The 25,264-nt window shown below is 65.9% G+C and carries 26 protein-coding genes and 1 pseudogene; 12 read left to right on the top strand and 15 right to left on the bottom strand.

Going from position 1 to position 25,264, the window contains the following annotated elements; genetic code table 11:
* Positions 1–15 precede the first annotated feature (15 nt).
* On the bottom strand, positions 16–1,206 hold the full coding sequence (locus tag C5L14_RS19545; RefSeq protein WP_105863752.1) for an NAD(P)-binding domain-containing protein: 1,191 nt from the start codon (positions 1,204–1,206) through the stop codon (positions 16–18).
* Positions 1,207–1,333: 127 nt separating this feature from the next.
* Here C5L14_RS19545 and C5L14_RS19540 point away from each other — a divergent pair, with 127 nt between their 5' ends.
* Together C5L14_RS19540 and C5L14_RS19535 are read left to right on the top strand one after the other, a co-directional pair.
* Positions 1,334–2,002 carry a helix-turn-helix transcriptional regulator gene (locus C5L14_RS19540; protein ID WP_105863751.1) on the top strand — a complete coding sequence of 223 codons (669 nt, stop codon included), beginning with the start codon at positions 1,334–1,336 and terminating at the stop codon, positions 2,000–2,002.
* 130 nt (positions 2,003–2,132) lie between these two features.
* A complete protein-coding gene (locus C5L14_RS19535) occupies positions 2,133–3,443 on the top strand; it encodes an MFS transporter (protein ID WP_105863750.1) in 1,311 nt (436 codons plus the stop codon).
* 82 nt (positions 3,444–3,525) lie between these two features.
* On the opposite strand, the gene C5L14_RS19530 is transcribed toward C5L14_RS19535, so the two are convergent.
* Positions 3,526–3,912 (bottom strand): c-type cytochrome, encoded by a 387-nt coding sequence (locus tag C5L14_RS19530; protein ID WP_105863749.1) that lies wholly within the window; start codon positions 3,910–3,912, stop codon positions 3,526–3,528.
* Positions 3,913–4,213: 301 nt separating this feature from the next.
* On the opposite strand from C5L14_RS19530, the gene C5L14_RS19525 reads away from it, so the two are divergent.
* The 10 genes from C5L14_RS19525 (at position 4,214) to C5L14_RS19480 (ending at position 13,308) form a co-directional block, all read left to right on the top strand.
* Positions 4,214–5,197, top strand: coding sequence for an ABC transporter substrate-binding protein (locus C5L14_RS19525; RefSeq protein WP_105863748.1), 984 nt, complete (start codon positions 4,214–4,216; stop codon positions 5,195–5,197).
* 41 nt (positions 5,198–5,238) lie between these two features.
* On the top strand, positions 5,239–5,967 hold the full coding sequence (locus C5L14_RS19520) for an ABC transporter permease (RefSeq protein ID WP_105863937.1): 729 nt from the start codon (positions 5,239–5,241) through the stop codon (positions 5,965–5,967).
* A complete protein-coding gene (locus tag C5L14_RS19515) occupies positions 5,936–6,667 on the top strand; it encodes an ABC transporter ATP-binding protein (RefSeq protein ID WP_105863747.1) in 732 nt (243 codons plus the stop codon). Before C5L14_RS19520 ends, C5L14_RS19515 begins: the two co-directional genes overlap by 32 nt.
* Before the next feature lie 29 nt (positions 6,668–6,696).
* The gene (locus C5L14_RS19510; RefSeq protein WP_105863746.1) at positions 6,697–7,641 is read left to right on the top strand and encodes a quinoprotein relay system zinc metallohydrolase 2; all 945 of its coding nucleotides are present in this window, start codon (positions 6,697–6,699) and stop codon (positions 7,639–7,641) included.
* A 353-nt stretch (positions 7,642–7,994) separates the two neighbouring features.
* Positions 7,995–9,797, top strand: a complete 1,803-nt coding sequence (gene xoxF5, locus C5L14_RS19505) for a lanthanide-dependent methanol dehydrogenase XoxF5 (RefSeq protein WP_105863745.1) — start codon at positions 7,995–7,997, stop codon at positions 9,795–9,797.
* 273 nt (positions 9,798–10,070) lie between these two features.
* Positions 10,071–10,616 carry a c-type cytochrome, methanol metabolism-related gene (locus C5L14_RS19500; RefSeq protein ID WP_105863744.1) on the top strand — a complete coding sequence of 182 codons (546 nt, stop codon included), beginning with the start codon at positions 10,071–10,073 and terminating at the stop codon, positions 10,614–10,616.
* Between the two features lie 16 nt (positions 10,617–10,632).
* Entirely contained in the window at positions 10,633–11,475 is an 843-nt protein-coding gene (locus C5L14_RS19495; protein ID WP_245443440.1) for a substrate-binding domain-containing protein, read from the top strand.
* A 4-nt stretch (positions 11,476–11,479) separates the two neighbouring features.
* The gene (locus tag C5L14_RS19490; RefSeq protein ID WP_105863742.1) at positions 11,480–12,028 is read left to right on the top strand and encodes a PQQ-dependent catabolism-associated CXXCW motif protein; all 549 of its coding nucleotides are present in this window, start codon (positions 11,480–11,482) and stop codon (positions 12,026–12,028) included.
* 40 nt (positions 12,029–12,068) lie between these two features.
* Positions 12,069–12,905: a quinoprotein dehydrogenase-associated SoxYZ-like carrier gene (locus tag C5L14_RS19485; RefSeq protein WP_245443439.1), complete on the top strand. Its 837-nt coding sequence runs from the start codon at positions 12,069–12,071 to the stop codon at positions 12,903–12,905.
* A 115-nt stretch (positions 12,906–13,020) separates the two neighbouring features.
* Positions 13,021–13,308, top strand: coding sequence for a hypothetical protein (locus C5L14_RS19480; RefSeq protein WP_245443438.1), 288 nt, complete (start codon positions 13,021–13,023; stop codon positions 13,306–13,308).
* On the opposite strand, the gene C5L14_RS19475 is transcribed toward C5L14_RS19480, so the two are convergent.
* The 13 genes and pseudogenes from C5L14_RS19475 to C5L14_RS19410 form a co-directional block, all read right to left on the bottom strand.
* Positions 13,301–13,660 carry a hypothetical protein gene (locus C5L14_RS19475; RefSeq protein ID WP_105863740.1) on the bottom strand — a complete coding sequence of 120 codons (360 nt, stop codon included), beginning with the start codon at positions 13,658–13,660 and terminating at the stop codon, positions 13,301–13,303. The genes C5L14_RS19480 and C5L14_RS19475 overlap by 8 nt on opposite strands.
* Positions 13,641–14,330: a hypothetical protein gene (locus C5L14_RS19470; RefSeq protein ID WP_105863739.1), complete on the bottom strand. Its 690-nt coding sequence runs from the start codon at positions 14,328–14,330 to the stop codon at positions 13,641–13,643. Before C5L14_RS19470 ends, C5L14_RS19475 begins: the two co-directional genes overlap by 20 nt.
* Positions 14,327–15,457 (bottom strand): pyrroloquinoline quinone biosynthesis protein PqqE, encoded by a 1,131-nt coding sequence (gene pqqE, locus C5L14_RS19465; protein WP_105863738.1) that lies wholly within the window; start codon positions 15,455–15,457, stop codon positions 14,327–14,329. The genes C5L14_RS19470 and pqqE overlap by 4 nt, the downstream gene beginning before the upstream one ends.
* Positions 15,454–16,472, bottom strand: a pseudogene (gene pqqC, locus C5L14_RS19455) (pyrroloquinoline-quinone synthase PqqC). Before pqqC ends, pqqE begins: the two are co-directional and overlap by 4 nt.
* Positions 16,469–17,386: a pyrroloquinoline quinone biosynthesis protein PqqB gene (gene pqqB, locus C5L14_RS19450; protein ID WP_105863935.1), complete on the bottom strand. Its 918-nt coding sequence runs from the start codon at positions 17,384–17,386 to the stop codon at positions 16,469–16,471. Before pqqB ends, pqqC begins: the two are co-directional and overlap by 4 nt.
* 44 nt (positions 17,387–17,430) lie before the next feature.
* The gene (gene pqqA / locus C5L14_RS30975) at positions 17,431–17,523 is read right to left on the bottom strand and encodes a pyrroloquinoline quinone precursor peptide PqqA (protein WP_105863735.1); all 93 of its coding nucleotides are present in this window, start codon (positions 17,521–17,523) and stop codon (positions 17,431–17,433) included.
* A gap of 216 nt (positions 17,524–17,739) precedes the next feature.
* Positions 17,740–18,441 carry a response regulator transcription factor gene (locus tag C5L14_RS19440; protein ID WP_181161253.1) on the bottom strand — a complete coding sequence of 234 codons (702 nt, stop codon included), beginning with the start codon at positions 18,439–18,441 and terminating at the stop codon, positions 17,740–17,742.
* Positions 18,438–20,018 (bottom strand): sensor histidine kinase, encoded by a 1,581-nt coding sequence (locus C5L14_RS19435; protein WP_105863734.1) that lies wholly within the window; start codon positions 20,016–20,018, stop codon positions 18,438–18,440. The genes C5L14_RS19440 and C5L14_RS19435 overlap by 4 nt, the downstream gene beginning before the upstream one ends.
* Before the next feature lie 385 nt (positions 20,019–20,403).
* Positions 20,404–20,610 (bottom strand): hypothetical protein, encoded by a 207-nt coding sequence (locus C5L14_RS19430; RefSeq protein WP_105863733.1) that lies wholly within the window; start codon positions 20,608–20,610, stop codon positions 20,404–20,406.
* 145 nt (positions 20,611–20,755) lie between these two features.
* A complete protein-coding gene (locus C5L14_RS19425; RefSeq protein WP_105863732.1) occupies positions 20,756–21,562 on the bottom strand; it encodes a formylmethanofuran dehydrogenase subunit C in 807 nt (268 codons plus the stop codon).
* Entirely contained in the window at positions 21,559–22,497 is a 939-nt protein-coding gene (gene fhcD / locus C5L14_RS19420; RefSeq protein WP_105863933.1) for a formylmethanofuran--tetrahydromethanopterin N-formyltransferase, read from the bottom strand. The genes C5L14_RS19425 and fhcD overlap by 4 nt, the downstream gene beginning before the upstream one ends.
* The gene (locus C5L14_RS19415; protein ID WP_105863731.1) at positions 22,485–24,119 is read right to left on the bottom strand and encodes a formylmethanofuran dehydrogenase subunit A; all 1,635 of its coding nucleotides are present in this window, start codon (positions 24,117–24,119) and stop codon (positions 22,485–22,487) included. The genes fhcD and C5L14_RS19415 overlap by 13 nt, the downstream gene beginning before the upstream one ends.
* A complete protein-coding gene (locus C5L14_RS19410) occupies positions 24,113–25,141 on the bottom strand; it encodes a formyltransferase (RefSeq protein WP_105863730.1) in 1,029 nt (342 codons plus the stop codon). Before C5L14_RS19410 ends, C5L14_RS19415 begins: the two co-directional genes overlap by 7 nt.
* Positions 25,142–25,264: the final 123 nt, after the last annotated feature.

Genomic DNA, 25,264 nt, shown 5'->3' with positions numbered 1-25,264 from the left:
CCCGGCCTTTCAGGCCTACCCTCCCCCTCCAGGGGAGGGTAAGGGATTGGCGCTTATACCGCCGATCCCCAACGTCGCCGTCAGCTCCCGGGCGGCCGCGGCGCCGGCGCGGTTGGCGCCGATGGTGGAGGCCGAGGGGCCGTAGCCGACCAGGTGGATACGCGGGTCCCGGGCGACCTCAGTCGCCAGCCGGCCGGTCATCACGATGCCGCCATCGTCCTCGCGGATCTGCAGCGGCGCCAGGTGGTCGAGCGAGGAGCGAAAGCCGGTGCACCAGAGGATGACGTCGACCTTCTCCTCCTGGCCATCGGCCCAGCGCACGCCCTCCGGCGTGATCGCGCTGAACATGGGCCGGCGCGCCAGCACGCCCCGCTCGCGCGCGGCCCGCAGGGCCGGGGTGAGGGGCAGGCCGGTGACCGAGACGATGGAGCCGGGGATGAGGCCCCGCCGCACCCGGTCCTCGACGAGGGCGACGGCCGCCCGTCCGTCCTCCGGCGTGAAGGGGCGGTCGCGGAACCTCGGCTCGCTGCGCGTCACCCAGATCGTGTCGGTCACGCGCGAGATCTCGTCGAGGATCTGCACGGCCGAGATGCCGCCCCCGACCACGAGGACGCGCTGGCCGGCGAAGGCTTCGGCGGTCCGGTAGTCGCGGGTGTGGAGCTGCCGCCCCCTGAAGCTCTCCCGGCCGGGATAATCGGGAATATAGGGCGTCTCCCAGGTGCCGGTCGCGTTGATGAGGCCGCGGGCCGAGAAGGTCTCCTTGTCCGTCTCGACCCGGAAGCGCTCGCCGCGCGCGCACACCACCTTGACCGTCACCGGCCGATAGACGGGCAGCTCGAACTTGCGTTCATAGGCCTCGTAATAGCGCGGCACCGCCTGCGAGGCCGGCACCTCGGTGAGGCCGGGATCGATGACGTCGGCAAAGGCCATGCCGGGCAGATCATGCACGCGGTTGACGGTGCTCAGCGTCAAAGACGGCCAGCGATATTGCCAGGCGCCGCCCGGTGCGGGCGCCTTGTCGAGCACCAGATAGCCGCGGCCGGGCGCCAATCCGAGTTCGTGCAGGTGATAGGCGCTCGAGAGCCCGGCCTGGCCGGCGCCGATCACCACGATGTCCACCTTGTAGGCGAGGTGGACCTCCGGCGCGGCTGCCGGATCGGCGGGGGTCGAAGCGGCAGTCGCTCCATCTTCATCATGTTGAGCCATGCTGCGAGAGTGGCGGCCGGGTTGTCGGAATTCAAGAGGGCGACCACGGCGTCATCGCGCGATTGCATACCGCTGTCCGGGGCCCTATAAAGCAAGTATATGCTTTGAATATAGTCTGCAGAGGATCATGTCGGCGCTCGAGCTCGAAAATGCCAGCCCACAGGGACGGTCCGGACCCGACCGGCTGCTATTGCTCCTGAAGACCAGGGGACAGCAGACGGCGGCCGAGCTCGGCAAGGCGATCGGCACGACCGGCGAGAACGCTCGGCAGCAATTGACGAAACTCGCCGCCGAAGGGCTGGTCGAGACCGAATCCGTGGCCCGTGGGGTCGGCCGGCCCGCTCAATTCTGGCGGCTGACGGCGCAGGGGCATGGCCGCTTTCCCGACAGCCACGCCGAGCTGACGGTCGGCCTCCTGCGCCACATTCGCGACCTGCTCGGCCCCGAGGCGCTCGAGCGCCTGATTGCGGCGCGCGAGGAGGAGATGCGCGCCGCCTACCGCGCCGAACTTGGCCGGCTGGAGGGCACGCCCGCCCGCGTGGCGGCGCTGGCGACGATCCGCACGCGCGAGGGCTATATGGCCGAACAGCGCGCGGCCGAGGATGGCGAGGGCTGGCTCCTCATCGAGAACCACTGCCCGATCTGCGCGGCCGCCACGGCCTGCCAGGGCTTCTGCCGCTCCGAACTCGCCATTTTCCGCGACATGCTCGGGCCGGGCTGCACGGTGGAGAGAACCGAGCATATCGTTCACGGCGCCCGCCGCTGCGCCTACCGCATCCGGGAAGAGGCCCGGTAAGGCGCGGCTGGCGCCGGCAGAGGGGCACCTCCGGCGCATTTTGTGATTTGACGGAATCGGCGGGAAACGCTGAGTCGCGTCAGAACAAGGCTGGCCGTGAGCATGCGCCAGTAAAGGGAAGGATCGCCTGATGGGCGCCGCTGCAGAGCAAGACGGGCGGACAATCGAGAGCTCTACCGTACGGGCGATATCCTGGCGCCTGCTGCCGTTCCTGATGCTGGCCTATCTCCTGGCCTATCTCGACCGCGTCAATCTCGGCTTTGCTGCCCTGACCATGAATGACGAGCTGAAATTCTCGCCCCTGGTGTACAGCTGGGGCGCCGGCATCTTCTTCATCGGCTATTTCCTCTTCGAGGTACCCAGCAACGTCATCCTGCACAGGGTCGGTGCCAGCCGCTGGATCGCCCGCATCATGGTGACCTGGGGCATCGTCTCGGCGCTGATGGCGCTGGTCGCCGGTCCCGTCAGCTTCTATGTGCTGCGTTTCCTGCTCGGCGTGGCCGAGGCCGGCTTCTTTCCCGGCATCATCCTCTATCTGACCTACTGGTATCCGGCGAAATACCGCGCGCGCATCCTCGCCGCCTTTGCGGTGGCGGTGCCGGCGTCGACGATGATCGGCGCCCCGATTTCCGGCTATCTGCTCGGCATGGACGGCATCGGTGGCCTCAAGGGCTGGCAATGGCTGTTCATTCTGGAAGGCCTGCCGGCAGCCCTGCTCGGCATCGTGACCTGGTTCTACCTGACCGACCGCCCGGCCTCGGCAGGCTGGCTCAGCCCCGAACAGAAGCGCTGGCTCTCGGACCGCCTGGAGCGGGAGGAGACCGCCCGGAAGACCGCGCACCATATGAGCCTGCGCCAGGCATTGGCCTCGCCCAAGGTCCTGGTGCTCAGCCTGGTCTATTTCGGTTTCGTCGGGGCGCTCTATGGCATGCAGTTCTGGCTGCCGCAGATCGTGAAGGCGTTCGGCCTCAGCAACATCCAGACCGGCTTCGTCACCGCGATCCCCTATGTGTTCGGCTCGGTCGCCATGGTGCTGTGGGCGCAGCATTCGGACCGCACCCGCGAAAGGGTCTGGCATGTCGCGCTGCCGCTGTTCCTGATCGCGTTGTCCCTGGCGACTGCCAGCGCGCTGAGCGATCCCGTACTGACCATGATCGCCCTGACGGTGGCGGCCATCGGCGTGTTCTGCACCTTTTCGCTGTTCTGGACCCTGCCGACGGCCTTCCTGAGCGGAGCGTCGGCGGCGGCGGGCATCGCGCTGATCAATTCGATCGGCAATCTCGCCGGCTTCGGCGGGCCCTATCTGATCGGCTGGTTCAAGGATCAGACGGGCGGCACGGCCATGGGCCTGCTGGCCCTGTCGCTGCTGCCGCTCGTCTCGGCCCTGCTGGTCCTGGGCCTGGGGCACGATTCAAAAACGGAATTCGCGGCCGCCGAATGATGAGCCGGCCGGGCGGGCAGGGCCTGCGCCCCACCCCCGCCTGTCGACGGCTTCAATGGAGGCATGCAGGGGGCCGCTTACCTCATGGCGTCTTCTTGCCGCTGGCATCGAATTGCTTGAGATAGGCGATGACATTGGCGATGTCGTCGGGCTTCGACAGACCGACAAAGGCCATCTTGTTGCCGGGTACCTTCTGTTTTGGATTCTTAAGATATTCTGAAAGAGAGTCCTCCGCCCAGGTCAGGCCGGCGCTCTTCATTGCTGGCGAATAGGTATAAGTCTCCACCGATCCGGATTTACGGCCGATTATTCCGTTCAACTCGGGGCCAACGGCATTCTTGGCTGTCTCTCCAACCTGGTGACAAACTTTACACTTGATGAATACTTTTTCTCCGAGCGCAGCATCTTGTGCGAGTGCGGCGCTCGATATCAGGATAGAGGCAAGAATTCCGACGGCGACCTGTCGCATTTTCTCTCCCTTTCGGCCATTCGTCCAAAGTCATCGAAGATTAAGCTTAATTTCTGCTTATTTTGTTCTTCACATGTCGTGTTGTGTTGTGAATCAGTCTAGGCGCAACGTAAAGTGACTGGACAGCATGAAGAATGATGATCACACTCCTTGTCAAGAATAGATATTATCTGCACAGGGAGGATGGGCGCTTGGTAGCCGGCGATTTCGGTTCGCTCCCGGTTCGGCAGTGGCGGCCTTTTCAGAAACAATTTGATGGGGTTGGGCGTGCCGCGGCGCGTTTCGACGGTGGATTGCCGCAATGATGGAACGGCGACAATTTCTCGCGCTTGCAGGCGCCGGGCTGGGGGGGCTTTTCGGCTCGGCCGGACCGGCCTGGGCCCAGATGCCGCCGCTGCGCCTGGGTGTGCTGTCCTTCGGCACCGTCGAGTGGGAGCTTGCCGCCATCCGTGCGCTCGGCCTGGACGAGGCTGCGGGCTTGAAGATCGAGCCCCTCAAGCTCGCCTCCAACGACGCGGCGCGCATTGCCTTCCTGGGCGATGCCGTCGACAGCATCGTCTCGGATCTGCTCTGGGCGGCGCGCATGCGCGGCGAGGGGCGCGACATCGTGTTCCTGCCCTTCTCGGCCTCGGAGGGGGCGGTGATGCGGGCGCCGGATTCGACGATCGCCACCGTCGCCGATCTCGCCGGCAAGCGTATCGGCGTGGCCGGCGGAGCGCTCGACAAGAGCTGGATCCTGCTGCAGGCCTATGCCCGGCACCAGGCGGGCATCGATCTGGCCAAGGCGGCCGAGCCGGTATTCGGGGCGCCTCCCTTGCTGAGCATGAAACTCGAGCAGGGGGAGCTCGACGCCGCGCTGCTCTACTGGAATTTCTGTGCGCGTCTCGAAGCCAAGGGCTTCAAGCGACTGGTCGGCGCCGACGAGGTCGCGCGGTCCTTCGGCGTCGAGGGGCCGATTTCCTTCGTCGGCTATGTCTTCAAGCGGAACGACGGCCGGAATGACAGACAGATCGCCGCCTTTGCCGCCGCTTCCCGCCAGGCCAAGCAGGCCCTGGCAAGCCAGGACGCGATCTGGTCGCAGCTCCGGCCCCTGATGCAGGCCGACGACGAGGCAACCTACAATGTGCTGAAGCGTACCTTTCTCGCCGGCATTCCCAGCCGGACGATCGCCGATGAACAGGCCGATGCCACCAAGCTCTACGCCAAGCTGGCGGAACTCGGCGGCGAGAAGCTGGTCGGCAAGACGGCGACCCTTCCGGAGGGGCTCTATTGGGCCGGACACTGACAGAATGGAGCGGCGGCCGTCTGGCCGGCCTCGCCGCCCGCATGGTCTCGCTGCTTGCCTTGCTGGCGATCTGGGAGGTCGCGGCCAGGCTGGCCAGCGGTCCGCTGTTGCCCTCGCCCGCGGCAGTGCTTGCCTTCATCGTCGCGGAAACCCAGCGCGGCGACCTGATCGCCAATATCGCCATTACCTTGTGGCGGGTTGCCGGCGCTTTTGCAGTGGCGATGCTGATCGGCAGCGCCATCGGCATCGTCCTCGGCCGCTGGCGCCGCGCCAATGCGGCTTTCGATGTCTGGCTCCTGGTCCTGCTCAACATGCCGGCGCTGGTTATCGCCGTGCTGTGCTACATCTGGCTGGGCCTGACCGAAGCGGCGGCGGTGACGGCGGTCGCCCTCAACAAGATCCCCAATGTCATCGTGGTGCTGCGCGAGGGCACGCGGGCCCTCGATCGCGATCTCGAGGAGATGGCCCATGTCTATCGCTTTCCGGCCGGAACCTGGCTGCGCCATGTCCTGATGCCGCAATTGGCGCCCTATGTCGCGGCGGCGGCACGTTCGGGTCTGGCGCTGGTCTGGAAGATCGTGCTGGTGGTCGAGCTGCTCGGCCGCTCGTCCGGGGTCGGCTACGCGATTTCGCTCTATTTCCAGCTTTCGGATGTCACGGCGGTGCTGGGCTATGCTCTCGCTTTCACCTCGGTCATGCTCGCCATCGAGTTCCTCGTGCTCCAGCCCCTTGAGAAGCATGCCCGACGCTGGCGCCCCGCCCTTGCTTGACCTCAGCATTGCCAGCAAGGTCTATCGCGATGATCGCGGCGGGGCGGTGGAGGCCGTCAGGGGGCTCGACCTCTCGCTGGCCGCCGGCGAATTTGCCTGCCTGATCGGCCCCTCCGGCTGCGGCAAGACCACCGCCCTGAAAATCCTGCTAGGGTTCGATCGTGACTTCGAAGGCCGCGTCGAGCCCGACATCGCCGCGCTGACCGTCGGGGTCACCTTCCAGGAGCCTCGTTTGCTGCCCTGGCGGACGGTCGAGCAGAATGTCCGCATCGCGCTGCCCCCGTCGCAGCGCCGGCGAGACCTCGACGGGCTGTTCGGGCGGCTCGGCCTTTCAGAGTGGCGCGGACATTATCCGCATGCGCTCTCGCTGGGCCTGCAGCGCCGCGTTGCCCTGGCCCGCGCCCTGGCGCTGGAGCCGCAATTGCTGGTGCTGGACGAACCCTTCGTATCGCTTGATGACAAGGCCGCGCTGGAGCTGCGCGCCTGCCTGCTGGCCGAAGTCGCCGATCATCGCATCACGGTTTTGATGGTCACCCACAATGTGCGCGAGGCGATCGGCCTGGCCGATCGGCTGCTGTTCCTCGGCCCCCGTCCCACCCGCATCCTTCATGAAGTCGCGATCGTGGAAGCCCGCCAGGACCGGCATTCGACCTGGATCGAAACGCGGCACCGGGAATTTGCCGAGCGCTTCGGCTTGTAAGGCCGGACGTTCAGGAAGGAGCTTGCAGGATGCAACGGCTCGTGATGCTGGCTCGGCTTTGGATAACGGCCTGCCTTATCCTGCTTCCCGGCTTCGCTTCGGCTGAGACGCTGCCGATGCCCTTGCCGATGACGGAGGTCGCCGAGGGGGTCTTCGTTTTTGCCGCCCCGTACGAACTCGCCGCGCCGGGCAATGCCGATGCCATCGGCAATGCCGGCTTCGTCATCGGCAGCGAGGCGGTCGCGGTCGTCGATACGGGCGGTTCCCGGCAGGCGGGTCTGGCCCTGCTGGCGGCCATTCGCGCCCGCACCGACAAGCCGATCCGCTATGTCGTCGACACGCATGTCCATCCCGACCATCTGCTCGGCAACGCCGCCTTCCGCCTGCCCGGCGTGACGATCGTCGGCCATGCCAACCTGCCCGAGGCCCTGTCGGCGCGTGCCGGGACCTATCTTTCGGCGACGCGCCGGCTGATCGGGGAGGCCGCTTTTGCCGGCACGGAAGCGATCGCGCCCACCCTGCTGGTCAAGGACCGGCTCACCCTCGATCTCGGCGGCCGCACGCTGCTGCTGGAGGCCTGGCCGACGGCCCATACCAACACCGATCTCACCGTGCTGGACGAGAAAACCGGCACCTGGTTCCTGGGAGACCTGCTCTTCGCCGGCCATGTCCCGGCCCTCGACGGCAGCCTCAAGGGCTGGATTGCGGTGATCGACGCCTTGCGCTCGCGACCGGCCGCCCGCGTCGTGCCAGGCCATGGTCCGGCGGCGATGCCCTGGCCGGCCGCAGCCGATCCGATACGACGCTACCTCGTGCGTCTGCGCGACGACGTGCGCGCCATGATTGCCGAGGGGCGGACATTGCGCGAGGCAGCGGAACGTGCGGGCCAATCCGAGCGCGACAACTGGCAGTTGTTCGACGAGTTCAATCCGCGCAATGCCACGAGTGCCTTTCATGAACTCGAATGGGAATAGCGCAAGCCGAGACGAGGAACCGTATAATACCGCCAAGATTTTGCGGTGCACCAACAAATGATGCGATGCACCATAATAAGGTAAAAATAAATCGAACGCCGCATCAGTGAAATCTTGCATGTGATCTGAACACGTTGCATAAGGTAATCTATCTTCGACTTCCAACGGCACCGTGATGGGGATCGCAGTGTCGATTCGAAAGCCAGCGGCTTATGCCTATGGCTACGAGGCGGACCCGCCGGCTGTGACACGCTGTCGAAGAGACGAGGTATCCCCAAGGCTAGAAGAACGACATCAAGTTCGGCATGTGGTCCGGCGGGACGGCATGCGTGTGGCCACTCGGAGGAAGCCCAATGAAAATACTGATTGCGTGGCTGGGCGTGGTCTGCTCGCTGTTTTTCGGCGCGCAGGCCTACGCCAACGACGAAGTCCAGAAGCTGACGCAGGATCCCAATCAGTGGGTGCTGCAGACCGGCGACTATGCGAATACTCGATATTCGAAACTTGACCAGATTACTGCGGAAAACGTCAAGAAGCTCCAGGTCTCCTGGACATTCTCGACGGGCGTCCTGCGCGGCCATGAAGGCGCCCCGCTGGTCGTCGGCGACATCATGTATGTCCACACGCCGTTTCCCAACACGGTCTATGCCCTCGATCTCAACAATGAAGGCAAGATCCTCTGGCGTTACGATCCCAAGCAGGATCCGAACGTCATTCCCGTGATGTGCTGCGACACGGTCAATCGCGGCTTGGCCTATGCCGACGGCAAGGTGTTCCTGCATCAGGCCGACACCACCGTCGTGGCGCTCGACGCCAAGAGCGGCAAGGTGGTCTGGTCCGTCGTCAACGGCGACCCCAAGAAGGGCGAGACCAACACCGCGACCGTGATGCCCGTCAAGGATAAGGTCCTTGTCGGCATTTCCGGCGGTGAATTCGGCGTGCGCTGCCACGTCACCGCCTATGACCTGAAGACCGGCAAGCAAGCCTGGCGCGCCTATTCCATGGGCCCGGACGAGGAAATGCTGGTCGATCCGGAAAAGACCACCGAGCTCGGCAAGCCGATCGGCAAGGATTCCAGCATCAAGACCTGGCAAGGCGACCAATGGAAAACCGGCGGCGGCTGCACCTGGGGCTGGTATTCCTATGATCCCAAGCTGAACCTGGTCTATTACGGCACGGGCAACCCCTCCACCTGGAATCCCAAGCAGCGCCCGGGCGACAACAAGTGGTCGATGACCATCTTCGCCCGCGACGCCGACACCGGCGTTGCCAAGTGGGTCTATCAGATGACGCCCCATGACGAATGGGACTATGACGGCGTCAACGAAGTCCCGCTGGTCGATCTCAAGATCGACGGCAAGGAACGCAAGGCCCTGGTCCATATGGACCGCAACGGCTTCGGCTACACCCTCGACCGCGAGACGGGCGAGCTGCTCGTCGCCGAGAAGTATGACCCGGTCGTGAACTGGGCCACCAAGGTCGACATGGACAAGAACAGCAAGACCTATGGTCGTCCGCTGGTCGTGGCCAAATATTCGACCGAACAGAACGGCGAAGACGTCAATACCAAGGGCGTATGCCCCGCGGCTCTCGGCTCCAAGGACCAGCAGCCGATGGCCTACTCGCCCAAGACCGGGCTCTTCTACGTGCCGACCAACCATGTCTGCATGGACTACGAGCCGTTCAAGGTGAGCTACACCCCGGGCCAGCCCTATGTCGGCGCCACCCTGTCGATGTATCCGGCTCCCAACAGCCATGGCGGCATGGGCAACTTCATCGCCTGGGATGCTGCCAAGGGCAAGATCGTCTGGTCGCTGCCCGAGCAGTTCTCGGTGTGGTCCGGACCGCTCGCGACTGCCGGTGGCGTCGTGTTCTACGGCACGCTGGAAGGCTATCTGAAGGCGATCGACGCCAAGACGGGCAAGGAACTCTACAAGTTCAAGACCCCCTCCGGCATCATCGGCAACGTGATGACTTACACCCATAAGGGCAAGCAATATATCGCGGTGCTCTCGGGTGTCGGTGGCTGGGCCGGCATCGGCCTGGCGGCAGGCCTGACCGACCCGAATGCGGGTCTGGGCGCCGTTGGCGGCTATGCAGCCCTCAACAACTATACGGCGCTCGGCGGACAGCTGACGGTGTTCGCGCTGCCGTGAGCACGTGACCCTGCCAGGGCAAGGCGCATTCGGTTGTGAATGCGTGTTTGCCCTGGCTTGCTGTCTGAAGGTGTCTTTGCGCCGCTTGCCGATATCGGCAGATTGCAAAACCCTTTGGCCGATCATCCCGTCGGGGCTGGGGGAGATGTCTTCTTTCCCTGCCCCCTCGCCAGACAAAAACAGAGACTTCCAGCTTTCGGTGCCCTTCGGCCCGCGAAATGGTGGTCTGTGCCCTGAGTGGGAGACAAACGATTGCTTGTTCAGGCCAATCCAATGAAATCACAAGCCGGGAACCGCCCCGCCCCCTTTCGCCGCAATGCGCTCTTCGGCCTCACGGCACTGGCGCTGGGCTTCTTCGCAGCGACGTCGGCTTTCGCCGATCCGGCCAAGCCGGCCAGCAGTGAAGACGGCAAATATGTCGATGCGGAGGGTGCACCGACCTATAACATTACTCCAGATGGCAATGTGGATTGGTACACCTTCTCCGGCTATCGTCGCTATCATTCCGAATGCACGGTCTGCCACGGCCCCGACGGCGCCGGTTCGACCTATGCGCCGGCTCTCACCGATTCCCTGAAGAAGATGAACTATGAGCAGTTCACCACCGTCGTGGTCCAGGGTCGCAAGGATGTGAGCACGTCGAGCCAGAAGGTGATGCCGACTTTCGGCACGAACCGGAACGTAATGTGCTATCTTGATGACATCTATGTTTATCTGCGGGCGCGCAGCGATGGCGCACTTGCGCGCGTCCGTCCCGAAAAACACGATCCCAAGCCGCAGAGTGCCAAGGATGCCGAAACGGCCTGCATGGCGAACTGAGTTCGGACAGTGTCTCGTGCCAGGCCTTGCCCTGGCCGGGATGGTGCTCGGCTTGAATTCCGCCAATGCCCAGCAGGTACCCGAACTCGTCGACAAGGCGAATCTGCGCGTGTGCTCGGATCCTGCCAACATGCCGTTCTCGAACCGCCGCCAGGAAGGGTTCGAGAACCGCATCGCCGAGATCGTCGCCAAGGAGCTGCAGCGGCCGGTGCGCTATTACTGGCTGCAGCAGGGCATGGGCTTCGTGCGCAACACGCTGGGCACGGGCCTGTGCGACGTCATCATCGGGGCCGCCTCCGGTTCCGATCTCACCCAGCATACCAACCCCTATTACGCCTCCACCTATGTCCTCGTGGTCAGGGCGGACGGGCCACTGGCCGGGGTCACCAAGCTGGAGGATCCCGCCCTCAAGGGCCGCCGGTTCGGTATCATCGCCGGCACGCCGCCGGTCGACCATCTGCAGCGTCTCGGCCTGGTCGCCAATGCCAGGAGCTATGGGCTGACGCTGGATCAGCAGGACAATGCGGCGGGCAAGGAGGCCATCGACGATCTCGTGGCCGGAAACACCGACGGTGCGCTGCTTTGGGGCCCGATTGCCGGCTATTACGCCAGCAAGGCGGCCAAGCCGCTCAAGGTCATTCCGCTCGTACAGGAAAGCGAGCGCCCTCTGCTGGCCTATCGCATCACCTTCGGTATCCGGGCGAACGAGATACAGTGGAAACACACGCTGAACGCTGCCATCCGCAAGCGCCAAAAGGAGATCGAACAGGTGCTCGCCGATTACGGCGTGCCACGGGTCTCCATCGACAGTCTGCCGGCCGAGCGGCCCAATCTTGCCGCCGGACAGATGCAGGAGTGAGGCGATGGCCCGGCTTGCCGCACTCAAGGCCGCTTTGCTGATCCTGCCCCTCGGTGCGCTGCCGGCCCATGCCGGTCCTCCGCCCGAACCGAGCGGCTACCGCCTCGACGATTACAGGGCACCGACGCCGGCGACGCTTGCCGGCGCCACCGTCCTGGACACGGCGCGGGCCGAAGCCCTCTGGAAGCAGCGAGGCGCCATCTTCGTCGACGTCCTGCCGCATCCGCCCAAGCCTGCCGAGCTTCCCGCCGGCACGCTATGGCGCGATCCGCCGCACGAAACCATCGCAGGGGCGGTATGGCTGCCGGAAGTCGGCCGGGGGGCGCTGGCGGCGGCGACGGAGGATTATTTCAAACGCAGCCTGGCCGAGCTGACGCATGGCCGCCGCGAGCAGGCGCTGGTGTTCTTCTGCAAGAAGGACTGCTGGATGTCGTGGAATGCCGCCAAGCGGGCGCTCGGCTATGGCTATAGCCAGGTCTATTGGTATGGCGACGGCGTCGATGGCTGGAAGGGCGCGGGCCTGGCCTTGGAGACCATCAAGCCGCGGCCGTGACCGGGGTTAACGCCGCCGGCATCAGAAAGGGAGCTGGACAATGACCTTTCTTGAAAAACAAGCTGGATTGTGCCCATCGCGCTGCCGCTTTCTGGGCGGGGCGGGGCTGGCCGCGCTCATGCTCTTCGCCGTCCCCGGTTGGGCCGAGGCCGGCGACACGCCGAGCGAGGCGACCTGGGATGCGATCCGCCCGGACCTTTTCGGCGAAAAGACCATCGATGCCGAGCCGGTCCTGCGTCTGAACGCGCCGGCCAGGGCCGAGGATGCGGCGCTGGTGCCGATCGAGGTGCATGTCGACCTGCCGGCGAATGACAGCCGCTCGATCAAGGCGATCACCCTGGTGGTGGACGAGAATCCCTCGCCGCTGGTCGCCGCCTTCAAGCTCGGGGAGGGGCGCAGGCAATTCAGCCTGTCGACCCGCATCCGCGTCAACTCCTATTCCTATGTCCGGGCGGTCGGTGAGACCAGCGACGGCAGGCTGCACATGGCCAAGGCCTTCGTGAAAGCTGCCGGCGGCTGCTCGGCGCCGGCCGGCAAGGATCCGGTTGAGGCCAAGGCCAATCTGGGCAAGATGCGCTTTCGCGATTTCTCCGGGACGGGCAGCAAGGAAGCCCAGCTCCAGATCCGCCATCCCAATTATTCCGGCATGCAGATGGATCAGGTGACGCGGCTCTACACTCCGGCCTGGTTCGTGCAGACCCTGTCGGTCAGCCAGGGGCAGAAGCCGATCTTCTCGATGGAGGGCGGCATCTCGCTCAGCGAGGACCCGACCTTCCGCTTCAGCTACGACAAGGACGGCCAGCCGATCACCGTCGATGCCAGGGACACGGACGGCAACGAATTCAAGCGGGCTTTTCCCGCCGACGGGGGCAGTTGAGCCGCGGCCGAAGAATGCTTTGACGTGACCCCTCGGATCGGTGACATAGCGTGTGGTGCGGGAAACCACCACTGCAACGCCGCGATGTAATCAAACCATGACCGATGGCTCTCAAATGCCGGATATAGTCGAAATCGGCCTCGACGCCAGCGAGGCTGTCGTACTGTTCGAACTCCTCTCGCGCTGGTGCGATCCGAAGACGCAGGCAACGCCGTCCAGCGCCTGTTTCCAGAGCACGGCCGAATGCGCCGTCCTTCTCGGGCTGCTCGGCAGTCTCGAAAAGCAATTGGCCGCGCCCTTCAAGCCCGATTATGGGGAGATCGTCGCGCAGGCCCGGCGGGATCTGGAACCCCTGTGGGACCATGCGACCCTGAACGGCCGAACGCCCGGATACCCTATTTGAAGCAGCGGATCTCGGCTTCGGCTTGGGTGCGACGGAGATTGGCGACGGCGTCGTCGAACTGCTTGGTGCTGCGGAAGATGGCGGACTGCTGGCCGACGCCCTGGCGCATGGCCAGAATGGTTTCGGCCCTCTCATAGCCGTCATAGGGCAGGATGGAGGCGATCACGTCGATCGAGCAGGCACAGCGTTCCATGGCCTCGCGCGTTTCGCCATTGGCAGCCATGCAGCCGATGACATAGTCGACCCGCGCCTGCGTCGGATAGTCGTTCTCGACCTCCGCGCCGAAAGCCGGGGAGGCTGCGGCTGCCAGCATCAGCAATGACAGAAGCGTGTCAGTCGGGCGTGGCCTCATAGGAAATCCCTTCGTCGAGCAGCGGGCTGTTCTTTCCCGGCGCCGAGACTTCGATGCGGGCGATCTCGCCCGGCAGGTCCCTGGCCACCAGGAATTCGTAGCGTAGCGTGTCCAACCCGTTGAGCCGGGCCTTGTTCGGATCGTCGCTGAAAGGCTGGATCGAGACGCGCCAGCCGGGAAGGGTGCGGCCCTCAAAGGGAATATCGGCCGGCTTCACCTCGGCCTTGTCGCGCAGGGCCGTGCGGATCGCCGTCTTGAAATAGCGCGGATTGGCCTGATAGGTCTCGGCGAGCACGCCGATATGATGTTCGAGAAAGAGGCTCAGCACCGGATTGCCGCTCATATTCTCGAACGGCCCGGCGGCGCGCCGATGGGCGCCGCTGAAGAGCTGGACCTGCACGGTGCGGGTCTGTGCCGTCTCGCCCTTGTCGAGGGTGAGGCGAATCGTGTCTTCGAAGGAAGCGCCGTAGAGTTTGTCGTCGGCGCTCTTGCGGTGATAGGCGTAGGTCAGCACCTGGTTGACGGCGGTCTTGTCGAGCTGCGGTTCCTCGAACAGCAAGGTGGCGGCATCCGGTGTCGCGGCGGCGGCATGGGCCGCACCGGCGAGGGCCAGAAGCGCCGGGACGGCTAGCCATGCTGCCCTCGGCTTGCGACCCGCATCGTCTTTCATGCCGGCTGTCCTTCCATCGGTCGGGGAGCGGCCGTCATGACGCGGTAGTCATAGGCCGGTGGCGAGGAAACGGCCGACTCGGCAGCCGCGAGGGCCTGCATGCGGTCGTGCCAGGGCGATTTGTGGCAGGCCGGATCGGTCACGCCGGCATCGCCGGTCAGGGCCAGGGCCTGGCAGCGGCAGCCGCCCCAGTCCCGCTCGCGCCGGTCGCAACTGCGGCAGGGATCGGGCATCCAATCGGTGCCGCGATAGGCGTTGAAGGCCGGTGACGAGCGCCAGGTCTCCGCCAGCGTGTGCTCGCGCACCGACCAGAATTCGAGATGAGGAATGGTTTCGGCGGCGTGGCAGGGCAGGACCTTGCCCGAGGGCGTGACGTTGAAGGTCCGCCGCGCCCAGCCCCCGTTGCAGGGCTTGGGATAGGCCGAATAATAGTCCGGCACGACCAGGTCGATCACGATGCGGCCCTTCAGCCGTTCGCGCGCCTCCTCCACCAGGGCGATCGAGGCATCCGCCTCGGCCCGCGTCGGCATCAGGGCGGCACGGTTGCGCTGCGCCCAGCCGTAATATTGGGTATGGGCGATTTCGACGCGCTTGGCCTGCATCTCGACGGCAAGGTCGATGATGTCGCCGACCTCGCCGATATTGGCGCGGTGGATCACCGCATTCACCGTCAGCGGCAGGCCGAGCGCCACCACATGCCGGGCGAAGTCGCGTTTCCTGGCATGGGCTCCGGCAAGGCCGCCGATATGTTCCGCCGTTTGCGCCGTCGCGGCCTGGATCGACAGCTGCACATGGTCCAGGCCGGCATCGGCCAGGGCCTCGAGCCGGGCATCGGCCGCGCCGACACCGGCCGTGATCAGATTGGTGTAGAGGCCGAGTTCGGCGCAATGGGCCGTCAGCTCGACGATATCGGGCCGGGCCGTCGGCTCGCCTCCGGACAGATGCACGTGCAGGACGCCGAGGGCGGCTGCCTCGGAGAACACGCGCTTCCAGGTCGCGGTGTCCAGTTCCTGCGCGCGGTTGTCGAGTTCGAGCGGGTTGGAGCAATAGGGGCAGCGCAGCGGGCAGCGATGGGTGAGCTCTGCCAGCAGGCCGATCGGATTGGGAATACGGGCGCTGCTCGTCATCGTTCGATCACCCGCTTGGTGAGAAGGTCGTCGAGCATGGCGATGACGTCGCCCTCGATGACTTCGCGCTTTTCGCCATAGCGTTCGGCGAGCAGATCGCAGATCGCACCGACACTGCGCTGCCCGTCGACCAGCTCCACCACGCTGGCGGCCACGGCATCGAGGCCGAAGGCGCGCTCGGGCGCCAGCAGCATGTGCTTGTTGCGGACAGTGTCGAAGCGGAGCCGGACCCCGCGCGGCAGGCTGGGAACGTCCGCGGCGGAGAGCGTGCTCATGATGCCAGCTCCATGCCCGGGATCCAGGCGCCGGGCGGCGGGAGGCCAGGTGTCACATAGGCATGATGCAGGCCGTCGAGCTGGGCCCACAGCACGTCGCATTTGAAGGCGAGGGCGGCGAGGACGGATTGCTGGAGGGCGACGCTGGTGGCGTGCTGCTTGACGTAATCCAGCGCGAAATCGGCATCGCGCGGCGCCTGCGACAGGCGCTTGTCGAAATAGCCGAGAGCTTGAGGCGAAATGAAGTCGTAATTCGCCAGCATGCCGGCGAGACGTTCGGAAATGATGGTGGGGGCGAACATCTCGGTCAGGGACGAGGCGATCGCCTCCAGGAGCGAGCGCTCGCGCACGAACTCGACATAGGCCTGCACGGCGTAGCGGGTCACCGGCAGAAGGCCGCGGGTGGAGACGACATAGTCGCGCGGGAAATCCAGGCTGTCGGTCAGTTTGAGCCAGCGCTCCAGGCCACCATCGCCGTCGCCGGTGCCGTCATGATCGACGATGCGCTGGCGCCAGATCCGCCGCAGCGCCGGGTCCTGCATGCGCGCGAGGATGGTGGCGTCCTTCACGGGGATCATGGCCTGGTAGAAATAGCGGTTGAGAGCCCAGGCCCTGACCTGGTCGCGGCTCAGGCGCCCGCCATGCAAGGCGGCATGGAAGGGGTGGAGATTGTGATAGCGCCGATGGCCGATATCGCGCAGCGCAGCTTCCAGGGCGGCGGGGGAGAGGAGCGTCGTCATAAGGAGAACACCATGCCGTCATGGGCGACCTGCCAACCCGCCGTTGCGACCGCCTGCCTCTGAGGCGAATCCTCCACCAGCACCGGATTGGTATTGTTGAGGTGGATGAAGACCCGTTGTTCCACGGGCAGGCCCGCAAGGGCCGCTATCGACCCGTCGGGGCCGGCAATCGGCATATGGCCCATGCGCCGCCCCGTCTTGGTGCCCAAGCCATGCCGGATCATCTCGTCGTCCTCCCACAGCGTGCCGTCGAACAACAACAGATCGGCACCTGCAATGGTTTCGCGCAGCCAGGGCGGTACTGCGGCGCAGCCCGGAATATAGGCGATCCGCTTGTCGCCGCCGGTCAGGATCACGCCCACCGTCGCCTCGCTTTCCTCACCCAGCCGCATCGGTTCGTTCTCGCGCCAGAGCGGAAGTTTCCCCGGGACCTGTACCAGCGTCACGGTCAGTCCGGGCAGGGCCTGGAAGCTCTGGCCCGGCGTCACCGCCTCTCTCTGCACGAGATCACGGGCCAGCACATCGAAGATCCGGTTGCCGGCAAGGCTGTCCAGTGTCTCGGCCGTGCCATAGAGCGTGAAGGCCTGGCGCTCGCGCAGCCCAAGCAGGCCGGCGACGTGATCGACGTCGCCATTGGTCAGGAGGACGGCAGCAATCGGTGAATGGCGCGCGGATTCCTTGTGACGCAAGGAACTCCCTGGCTGGAGCGCGGGCACAGCCTGGAGTTGCTGGCGGATGTCGGGCGAGGCATTGAGCAAGAGCCAATCCTCCCCGTTCGCCGAAACTGCGATACTCGATTGGGTGCGCGGCCGGACCCTAGGATCGCCGGCCCACGCCAAACGGCAGACCGGGCAAGCGCAGTTCCATTGCGGAACTCCACCCCCGGCCGCCGCCCCGAGAACGATGGCATGCAAGCTTGCCTGCACGACCCCGATTCCGTTGCTGTCGCCGGTTCAACTTAGAATTCCGGCGGCAGATCCTCATCGGACATATAGCCCGTCACTTCCATTCCGACACAGAATTCGATGATTTCCGGTTTGCTCCAACGCATTGCAATTCCTCCGTTGCTTGGCCTGTGACCTTTTTCATAAGGAATTTATAAGTATTAATCTTGGCTTTTGCCAAGATCATTACCAACAACACTATCCACGTCTTCGATCAATACCGCAAGTGAAAACGATCGGGTTTTGTGTCGCACCGCTTGCGGCGCGAAAAGAATCCCGACAGGCAGGGGGAACGCCGGGTTCGGCAGGGCGGCAGCCGCCGTTCACCGCCCCGATCGGTTGCCCGCCATGTCGAGCATGAAGCCCCGGCCGCGAACCGTGCCGATCAGCGGCCCGCCGACGCGGGTGATGTCGGCGAATTTGGTTCTGAGATAGCCGACATAGACATCGACGACATTGAGCGAGACGCCTCCCTGCGTGGCCCAGAGGCGGTCGAAGATCTCGCCGCGCGAGACGGGATGGTTGGCGCTCTGCATCAGCAGGGCGAGCAATTCGGCCTCCCGCTGCGTCAGCCGCACATGTACGGTGCCGTAATGGGCCTGCCGCGTCTCATGGTCGAGCACGAGGCGTCCCACGATCAGGCGTTCATGCTCATCCGAACTGCCGGAGCGGTGCAGCAGATGGGTGCGCAGCCGTGCCACCAGTTCATCGAACTGGAAGGGCTTGACGATGTAGTCGTCCGCGCCGGCCGTGAGGCCGTCGACCCGGTCCTGCACTTCGTCCTTGGCGCTGACGAACAGGATCGGCCCGGTATAGCCGGTCTCGCGCAAGGCCCGGCAGACGTCGAGCCCCGAACCGTCGGGCAGGATCATGTCCAGCACCACTGCGCAGGGATTGATGTCCCGGGCCGTGTCGAGGGCCTGGTCCGCCCGTTCGACCGTGGTGACGTCGAATCCCTCCACCTTCAGGCCTCGGCTCAGCATCGAGCCGATGTCGGCATCATCCTCGACGAGCAATACATTCATGATGCAAATCCTGTGTGCGTATTCCCTTCGGCGGCGCGGGGCAGCGTGATCGCCACCCGCGTGCCGCGCTCGGTGCTTGGATCCGATGCTATAACGATGCTGCCGTGATGTCGCGTGATAACCCACTGCGCGAGGGCCAGGCCGATGCCGAAGCCCGAAGAGGCGGCGCCGTCGCGGCTGACGAAACGCTCGAACACCTGCTCGCGCGCCTGGGCGGGGATGCCGCAGCCATCGTCGCTGACGAAGATGGCGGCGGCGTCCGGGCTGTCCTCCAGCCGCACCTCGATGCGCGTGGCCCCCTTGGCATGGCGGACGGCGTTGTCGATCAACCCTTCCACGACCTGACGGATCCAATCCCCGTCGGCGACGATGTCGCCGGGCGATTCGGGGAGGGCGAGCGCGATTTCGAGCTGGTGGCGCCGGGCCACGGGTGCATAGCTTTCCACGGCATCCCCCAGCAGGCGCGCCAGGTCGATGCGGCGGAAATCGAGGGTGATCTCGCCGCTTTCCGAGCGCGCCACGCGCAGCATGTCCTCGACCCGCCGATGCAGGCGGAAGGCACGCTGGCGGATGGTGGCGAAAGTGGTGCGGGTCTCCTCGGGGGTGATCGAAGGCGCTCGCAGGGCGATGTCGCATTCGCCGAGCACCACGGTCAGCGGCGTGCGCAGCTCGTGGCTGACATCGGCAAAGAAGCGCCGGCGCGAGCGGTCGATGCCGGCCAGTCTTTCGTTGGCGGTGGTGAGGTCGGCCGTGCGTTCGGCCACGATTCTCTCGAGCGCCGCCCTGTCCTGTGACAATTTCTGTTCGCGCCTGGCCAGCGAGGCCGCCATGCGGTTGAAGCGGGCCACCAGCAGACCAAGCTCGTCGCGCGCCCCGACGGCCAGCCTGGTGTCGAGCTTGCCCCGGCCGATGGCGATGGCGGCATCGTCGATGGCGCTGATGCGGCGCAGCAGCGGCCTGGTGATGCGCTGGTGCAGCAGGATGGCGACGAGAATGGCCAGGACCGCCGCGGCGATGGCCGCGACGGTCAGGCGCTGCGAGGTGCGGGCGATGTCCTCGCGGGCCAGCTTGACGGCCTGGCGCTCGGCTTCCACCAGCGCAGACAGGCGTGGACCGGCGCTGAGGCCGAAGCCGTTCAGGGCTCCACGGATGGTATCGCCGCGTGCTGCCGTGTCCGCCTGCTCGAGCCCCGCCGCGATGGACGCATCCAGACTGGCGATGTCCGCGCGCAACAGGGCCAGCATGCGTTCCGGCGTCTCGACGCGGCCGGGGATGGTTTCGCCCTGCCAGGGATCGGCCCCGGCCGCCGTCAGCACGGTATCGATCTGATTCTTCAGAGCGGTCAGCCGCAGGCGGCTTGAGGTGGCGGTCTGGGCACTGTCGATGGCAGCAAAGGCATAGTCGGTCAGGCGTCCGGAGGCCTCGGCCAGCAGATCGAGCCGGCGCTGCGACACGGTAAGACGCTCAACCGCGAAATCGGAGGTGCGCACGGCAAACAGCAGGCCGCCTGCCGCCAGCAGGGTCAGCATGGCGGCGCCGGCGATCAGAAGGGAGAGAGAGCCTCGAATCGATCCCATACCACCATGAACCAGCATTGTTCCGGGCATTGCAGCCGGCTGCCGCTGCACATTTGCCCAGCCGGGACGCAGACGCAAGGCTGGGACACCAGGCGCAAGGTGCATTCGGACGCAAACGCTCATTTGTTCAGGCTTCCCGCGAATGCGTGCTCGCAATTCCCGCCGGATGCGGCACGTAAAACGCCGCGAAGACCGCTGGCCCCGCCTTGTCTTCTGACTTATCGAATTGAACGCTACCTGCGGCGGGCGGGCCCCCAGACCCGCCTTTAAGTGCTGCGTTTCCAGGCAGCTCTGGGGACCCGCCCACCAAAATGCCGCTTGTGGCATCGGCGCTCTTACCCTTCCCATCGGGGGGGCAGGTGTGGGGCTGGTGCCTCAGCAAAATTCAGATGTCGGTAGGCAGGTCTCGCTTGGTGACGCAGCGCCAGTTGCGTATTTTCCACTGCCGGTGTGTGGATTGCCACTGTGCAATGGTCTCCTGTGCATGCAGCAGGCAGGCCATGCTGTCTCGCGTATCCATGGACCAGCTTATGCGCTCCTCGCGGCAGTTGTCGGGCGCGCTGATCAGGCAGACGGTCAGGAGAATCCACATGGGGTGCCTCTCGGTGTGCCTTTTGGGATACCTCTCGCGTGGGCGGACAAGGCCAGCCTGTTCCGGTTTACAGTTCCAATCAAGCTGCACCTGTGATCCAGCCGCCGGGCGGTAGCCGGATTGCGCCGGAGGATTGCCCGCCCGTTCATGAGGCGGGCATCAGGAGCTCGCCCTTGCCGAGCGTGGCGAGGTCGCCGGCCCGGCGCTCGGCCTGCTCGGTGACGAGCTCTGCCGACTGGGGCCGGATTCGCGCCACGGCGCGGCGCAGCAGTTGGGCGACCACCAGACGATGCCGGCCTGTGGGTACCAGGCTCGGCAGCAGCACGCCATGCTCGGCGGCGATGATGGTGCCCCGCCGCATGCCATAGCCGGGATTGTCGCCGACCGCCGGAGCTATGATGGTGCCGGCTATCAGGCTCGAACCGACATAGTCGCCCGCTCGCCCGCCGACGAGGATCAGCCCTCGCCGCATGCGCTCGCCCAGCCTGTCGCCCGCGTCGCCCTCGATCACGAGGGTGGCGCCGTCGAGACCATGCATCGCGCCATGGATGGCGCCGCCGGCACGCTCGTCCGCATGGCCGGCGATACGCACGAGCCCGCCCGTCGCCGCGCTGGCCGCAAACGGCCCTGCATTGCCGGTGATCTCGATCGAGCCGCCCCGCATCGCCTGGCCGAGCCGCTGGCCGACATCGCCCTCCACCGTCAGCTGGCCCGATTCGAGCCCGGCACCCAGCAGATCGAAGCGGGATGACCCGCCCTGGAAGCGGATTTCGCCGCGTTCGCCCTCACTGACTGTGAAGATATCGGCCACCGCCACACCGATCCGCGAGGTACCGATCGGCAGCCTTTCAATGTCCGAAAGCGACAAGGCGCCGATGCGATGCGGCACCAGGCCCGAGAGATCGAGGCGTTCGGGCGGGGCTTCGCGCAGGCGGAAGGTGAGGGCGCTCATGTCAGCAACTCGCGCAGAGGAAAGTGGTATTTGCCGAGCTTGCCGCCGTAATTGCCGGCCGTGACACGCACCAGGCCGTGCTGCGGTCCCGCCTCGACGGCCGCGTGGAGACCCGCTCTCATCGAGGCGCGCACGGCCTCTGCTGAAAATCCGTCGATGACGATTTCGAGCACCGCTCCGACCTCGGGCGCCAGGGCAGAGCGGGCGCGGCCCTTCAGTGTCGGACAATAGGCGTCGTTGGTCGAGGCGATCATGCCCTTGGTGCGCCCGCCGACCTTGGAGCCGGAGCGCACGATACCGCCGGGAAAGGGCAGGATCGCATCGGGAATGGCTGCCGCGGCCCGGGCCGCGGCTTCGGCCACCGCCAAGGTGCCGGCCTGGTCGCGGCCGAGAAACAGCAGATTGCCGCCGCCGACGGCGCCTTCGACGAGGCCCGTGTCATGCTCGCAGACGAATTCGCCGTCCATCACCGGCACGCGCCAATAGCGATGGCCGCCGATGCCCTTGGCCGTCTCGTAGCCATCGCCGAAATAGCGGATATTGGCGCCCAGCTTGAGACGCCGCGTGCCGTCGGAACCGGCATAGCAGGCCGAGCCGGGGCTGGTCAGCACGCATTGGCCGACACGGCGTGCGAGCTGCTTGCCGAGGCCGGCCGCGTCGAAGCCGAACAGGAGGATGCGCAGGCCCGGCCTGCCATCCGGGGTTTCTTCGGGCGAGAGGGGGCGGTCGATCCCGGCTTCGACGCCGCAGCCGATCACCGAGGTCGCAAAGCCCGTGAGGCTCGCCGCCGCGATTTCGGCCCAGCGGGGCGTGTCGGCCGTCAGCACGATCGCCGTCGCAGCCATGCCGAAGGCTTCGGCGAAGGTATCGTCGATGGCGATGCCGTTGAGCGTCAGGTCAGAGCTGCTTAAGTCGGAACTGGTTAAGTCAGACATGGCTCGACCTCGAAAACATCTCTTTCGCCGAAGGCCTCCAAGGGCACGGCAAAGCTCTCCAGGCCGGCGCCGAAGCGGTCCTCGAGATAGCGGTCGGCATGGCGCGTCATGGCGGGATCGAAGCCCGGCGCCAGCGTCAGGGTGCGTCCGGCGCGCCATCCCAGCGGCTCGCCCTTGCGCAGCACCACCACACCGTCCTTCAGCACCAGATCGGCCGAGGCGAACATGGCGGTGCGGTCGGCATCCTCGCGGTAGATAGCCACGTCGGCGCGGGCGCCCGGCTTGAGATGGCCGCGATCGGCCAGCCCGAGCAGGCGGGCCGGCGCGGCGCGGGTCATGATCGCCACCTCGGTCAGGGTGTATTCGCGCTCGATCGCGGCGAGGCCGCTGCGCTCGCGCACGATGTCGGGCAGGCTCGCCAGGGTGCGGTCCCGTTCCGCCTTGTCCATGAGCAGATGGATGAGACGGGGATAGGCGGTGAAGGGACCGCCATTGGGGTGGTCGGTGGTGAGCAGCACCCGCCAGGGATCCGGCGAGCGCAGGAAGAGTTCGAGGCCGATGGCAAATTGCAGGGCGTTGACGCCGGAATTGCGGCGATAGCGGTAGGGCACGATGCCACCGCCCTCGGCATCCCCATCGACCAGGATCCATTTGCGCGGCCGGCCGGCCTTGCGGCTGGAGAACTGCCTGAGGATGTCGAGCGAGATCGTGCAGGTCTGGCCGAACACCACCTGGCCGACATCGATGGTCGCGTTGGGGTTCGCCGCCAGGGCCGCGCAGACCTCGGCGGCGGCCGAGACGATCCCGCCGCTCTCGTGCCGGCCATAGCTGTAGAACTGGGCATGGGCGAAATGGACCGGACGCCCCTCCGCCGCCTTCATGGTGGCGATCAGGCTATCGACCGCGCCGGGCAGGCCGAGATTGTTGCAATGGACATGCAGGGGATGCGGCACGCCGATGGCCGTGGTCGCTTCGAGCAGGGCCGTGAGGATCTGGCGCGAGGTCAGGCCATAGCTCGGCACCTCATCGTCGAGCCCGAAGGCGCGCACATTCTCCTTGAACGCCGCTGCTCCGCCGGCATTGATCACCTTGACGCCGAGCCCGCGCGAGGTGGCGAGCGTCAGGGCCGTGAGATCGCGCACTGCCTCGGCTCCCTCCTTGCGCCGGAGCAGCGAGAGCAGCTGGTCGTCATTGCCGAGCACGCTGAGCGCGCCGCGGTCGATCAGCGGGATGTCGTCGAGCTCGAGATGGGTCGCCAAGGCGGCGCTGGGCGCCAATGCCGGCTCGATCACCGTCGTGTAGCCCATGCGCGCATAGAGGCGGCCGGTCTCGAAGGCCGACCAGCGGGCGGTGGAAAAGGGCAGGGCAGGGTCGCCGGCGGTTTCGCTGACATGGAGCTCGGGCAGCAGCAGGCGCGCCAGGGTCACGTTGCCGCCGGCGATATGCGAATGGACGTCGATGCCGCCGGCCATCACCACGCAGCCGCGCGCATCGATCACATTGTCGGCGACGGCCTGCACCGGTTTTTCGACGATGCGCTCGTCCTGAATCCATAGATCCGCCTTGCCGTCCCGGCCGGAAACCGGATCGACGATGCGTCCGCCCGCGATGCGCGTCAGCATGATCCCGGTCCTTTCTCGCCGATCGCGGTTTGAATCGCCTCGAGGATCTCGGCGGCCCCGGTGTTTCGAGGGGACGGGCCGCTCCCGATGGCTGTGAGGGTGCCGCGACGTTCGTCGAAGCAGACGGTCGTGCCGGCCTCGCCCGGAACGGCAACCTCGATCACGATGCCGGCCTGCCCCTCGTCGGGGCGTCCAGAGAGCACGACGCTGGGAATGCCGGCCGGCGGCACCTCGCCATGGGCCTGGGCGCAGAGCCACAATGCCGCGTCGGCCTCCTTGCTCGCCACCAGGCGGCGGGCATCGAAGCGCCACGGATCGTGCTCGGGATAGCCCCGTCCCAGCCCGACGCGCGGCGCATCGCCTGTCGTCCAGCTGCCGACCGCCAGAGCCAGCCGCGCCGCGGCCGGGACGCCGAGCGGCAGGCTGGAAAAGCGGGTCTCCTCATTGAGATCCTTGACCAGGCCCTGCAGCATGCCGACAGCCGGTTCGCCCAGTTCCTGCGGATCATACACCGCGACCCCGAAGCGGGCGGCCTTGACCTTGCCGGCCAGCTCGTTCAGCTCTGCCGTTTCCGGCCTGGGCGGCAGCCGGCCGGACGCGAGGGCGCGCAGCACGGCCAGATGCCCGGCGAGCGTGTCCCGGTCGGCCGCCAAGGTGAGGACCTCGCGCTCGGCGATACCGGCCAGCGGGACGGGGGCTGCTACGAGCTCGTCAAGCAGGGGGTTGGCGCCGGCCTTGCGCCCGACCACGAGCAGCAGATCGGCGCGGGCACGCGCCTCGGCCCAGGTGGTGGTCATCGCGCCGCGGGCGGCGAGGGCGCCGAGATCGGCATAGAGCGCATCCGAGCCCTCGCAGTCGATCGCGGCGCCGATGCGGAAGGCAAGCCGGTAGGCTGCGCGCACCGCTGCAACGTCGCCGGACAGGCCGCCGATGATGGGCGTCCGCGCCCCGCCCAGCATCCGCGCCGCGGCGGCGATGGCCTCATGCTGATCAACCGGCTGGCCTTCGATCCAGGCGCGCATCCGTGTGTCGTCTCCTGCCTTGCATTTTTGCTATAGCTAACAACCACCTCAGCGTTCGGCCAAGTACCTCGGCGCTCTCTGGCAAATTTATAAGAATAATATGGAACATTTCTAAGAAATCGC

The organism is Labrys okinawensis (genome assembly GCF_002982075.1).
GTDB classification, from domain to species: domain Bacteria; phylum Pseudomonadota; class Alphaproteobacteria; order Rhizobiales; family Labraceae; genus Labrys; species Labrys okinawensis_A.
Note: the sequence above shows the minus strand (reverse complement) of the source record. Positions and strands in the feature narration are given on the sequence as shown.

Excerpts from the sequence above, each read along its gene's own strand:
- C5L14_RS19540 (WP_105863751.1), top strand. The coding sequence starts at position 1,334 with ATGTCGGCGCTCGAGCTCGAAAATGCCAGCCCACAGGGACGGTCCGGA.
- xoxF5 (WP_105863745.1), top strand. The coding sequence starts at position 7,995 with ATGAAAATACTGATTGCGTGGCTGGGCGTGGTCTGCTCGCTGTTTTTC.
- C5L14_RS19470 (WP_105863739.1), bottom strand. The coding sequence starts at position 14,330 with ATGAAAGACGATGCGGGTCGCAAGCCGAGGGCAGCATGGCTAGCCGTC.
- C5L14_RS19435 (WP_105863734.1), bottom strand. The coding sequence starts at position 20,018 with ATGGGATCGATTCGAGGCTCTCTCTCCCTTCTGATCGCCGGCGCCGCC.
- C5L14_RS19415 (WP_105863731.1), bottom strand. The coding sequence starts at position 24,119 with ATGCTGACGCGCATCGCGGGCGGACGCATCGTCGATCCGGTTTCCGGC.
- C5L14_RS19510 (WP_105863746.1), top strand. The coding sequence starts at position 6,697 with ATGCAACGGCTCGTGATGCTGGCTCGGCTTTGGATAACGGCCTGCCTT.
- pqqA (WP_105863735.1), bottom strand. The coding sequence starts at position 17,523 with ATGCGTTGGAGCAAACCGGAAATCATCGAATTCTGTGTCGGAATGGAA.
- C5L14_RS19430 (WP_105863733.1), bottom strand. The coding sequence starts at position 20,610 with ATGTGGATTCTCCTGACCGTCTGCCTGATCAGCGCGCCCGACAACTGC.
- C5L14_RS19545 (WP_105863752.1), bottom strand. The coding sequence starts at position 1,206 with ATGGCTCAACATGATGAAGATGGAGCGACTGCCGCTTCGACCCCCGCC.
- C5L14_RS19530 (WP_105863749.1), bottom strand. The coding sequence starts at position 3,912 with ATGCGACAGGTCGCCGTCGGAATTCTTGCCTCTATCCTGATATCGAGC.
- fhcD (WP_105863933.1), bottom strand. The coding sequence starts at position 22,497 with ATGTCTGACTTAACCAGTTCCGACTTAAGCAGCTCTGACCTGACGCTC.
- C5L14_RS19490 (WP_105863742.1), top strand. The coding sequence starts at position 11,480 with ATGGCCCGGCTTGCCGCACTCAAGGCCGCTTTGCTGATCCTGCCCCTC.
- C5L14_RS19440 (WP_181161253.1), bottom strand. The coding sequence starts at position 18,441 with ATGAATGTATTGCTCGTCGAGGATGATGCCGACATCGGCTCGATGCTG.
- pqqE (WP_105863738.1), bottom strand. The coding sequence starts at position 15,457 with ATGACGAGCAGCGCCCGTATTCCCAATCCGATCGGCCTGCTGGCAGAG.
- C5L14_RS19520 (WP_105863937.1), top strand. The coding sequence starts at position 5,239 with ATGGTCTCGCTGCTTGCCTTGCTGGCGATCTGGGAGGTCGCGGCCAGG.
- C5L14_RS19500 (WP_105863744.1), top strand. The coding sequence starts at position 10,071 with ATGAAATCACAAGCCGGGAACCGCCCCGCCCCCTTTCGCCGCAATGCG.
- C5L14_RS19475 (WP_105863740.1), bottom strand. The coding sequence starts at position 13,660 with ATGAGGCCACGCCCGACTGACACGCTTCTGTCATTGCTGATGCTGGCA.
- C5L14_RS19410 (WP_105863730.1), bottom strand. The coding sequence starts at position 25,141 with ATGCGCGCCTGGATCGAAGGCCAGCCGGTTGATCAGCATGAGGCCATC.
- C5L14_RS19515 (WP_105863747.1), top strand. The coding sequence starts at position 5,936 with ATGCCCGACGCTGGCGCCCCGCCCTTGCTTGACCTCAGCATTGCCAGC.
- C5L14_RS19525 (WP_105863748.1), top strand. The coding sequence starts at position 4,214 with ATGATGGAACGGCGACAATTTCTCGCGCTTGCAGGCGCCGGGCTGGGG.
- C5L14_RS19535 (WP_105863750.1), top strand. The coding sequence starts at position 2,133 with ATGGGCGCCGCTGCAGAGCAAGACGGGCGGACAATCGAGAGCTCTACC.
- C5L14_RS19480 (WP_245443438.1), top strand. The coding sequence starts at position 13,021 with ATGCCGGATATAGTCGAAATCGGCCTCGACGCCAGCGAGGCTGTCGTA.
- C5L14_RS19425 (WP_105863732.1), bottom strand. The coding sequence starts at position 21,562 with ATGAGCGCCCTCACCTTCCGCCTGCGCGAAGCCCCGCCCGAACGCCTC.
- C5L14_RS19485 (WP_245443439.1), top strand. The coding sequence starts at position 12,069 with ATGACCTTTCTTGAAAAACAAGCTGGATTGTGCCCATCGCGCTGCCGC.